Source organism: Caldisericum insulae (genome assembly GCF_047785965.1).
GTDB lineage: Bacteria > Caldisericota > Caldisericia > Caldisericales > Caldisericaceae > Caldisericum > Caldisericum exile_A.
This window is the reverse complement of the sequence record NZ_JBLOBF010000028.1, coordinates 1-1,077: the sequence shown is the minus strand read 5'-3', so window position 1 is coordinate 1,077 and position 1,077 is coordinate 1. Positions and strand designations below refer to the sequence as shown.

The 1,077-nt window shown below is 32.0% G+C and carries 2 protein-coding genes; both read right to left on the bottom strand.

Annotated elements, in window-relative coordinates:
- Positions 1-140: 140 nt before the first annotated feature.
- On the bottom strand, positions 141-725 hold the full coding sequence (locus ACMV0E_RS08055; protein ID WP_416085866.1) for a hypothetical protein: 585 nt from the start codon (positions 723-725) through the stop codon (positions 141-143).
- Positions 726-727: 2 nt separating this feature from the next.
- A partial coding sequence (locus tag ACMV0E_RS08050) for a hypothetical protein (protein ID WP_416085865.1) occupies positions 728-1,077 on the bottom strand: 350 nt, incomplete at its 5' end.

The window sequence follows — 1,077 nt, the reverse complement described above, 5'->3', positions numbered from 1 at the left end:
CGTTGATGATCCCCTTTACATAAAGAAAAATACAAGTAAAAGCTGTGAATCTCTCAGATTAGGTTATAGTATATAGTCAATAAAATCTAAAGAGCCCTAACAAGGGCCCCTTTAATAATGAGTTTCGATAAACTCAGTCTTTAATCTCCTGGGTACTTTTCTAAATTCTTAATAATCTTTTCTTTAGTTTTATATCTATATTCAATGCATGAATACGAAAAAAGCAAAAGAAGGTCAAGCAAGAAAACAGAGTAAACATTGAATTGAAATTTCATTAAGAAAAGAGCTATTGCTATCAACAAAGGTAAGATGAGGGTAAATTTTTTGCATCCCTCAAAAAAGATGACAGTAAGATTATAAATAAACGTAGAAAGGACTAAAGCTAAGTAAATAGCAGTCTTGTACTTATACAATACTTCAAAAAAATGAAATCTAGCATAGGGAAAAGCAAAGTTAAAAGCAAGGAAGAAAACAAAGACTAGAATTAGGCTTGCAAAGATAAAAACTTCGCCATAATTTTTTGTAGATAATTCTCTATCTAAAAGTGATTTTGTGGTAATAAAGATAATAGGTACAGAAATAATAGGTACAGAAATTATAAACAGTAAAACAAGCGGCCATCCGTAGTAAAGGGCAAAATACCGAAACATCGTTAACGGGAATAGTGTTATTGCAATTACAGAGCCTAACTCTCTATTTAAGGTACTTAATGTTCTCTTGTTCATTTTTAAACTCCTAAATACTTTACTCGTTTTGAACAATTACAGTTGGCAAGATTACACCAGGAGTGTGGGTTAATCACAAAATCCCAGTACTGTGAAGTTGTCAAATCAACTGCTGCCTTTGGGTATCCATTTTGGTCCAAATAAGCATGACCATAAATAGTTCTTGAGCCGCCATAAAAATATTCTACTACTTTAAGAGAAGCATCGGAGTATTCATAGCAATTATAAGTTAAATTAGAACTTGCGTCATAAAAAGACCATTGCTTTACAAGAGTTGCAGCTTTTGCTTTTTCTAATGGATGAGTCCATCCTATCATGGTGACGGATATTAGGATGACAATTAATAAAATAC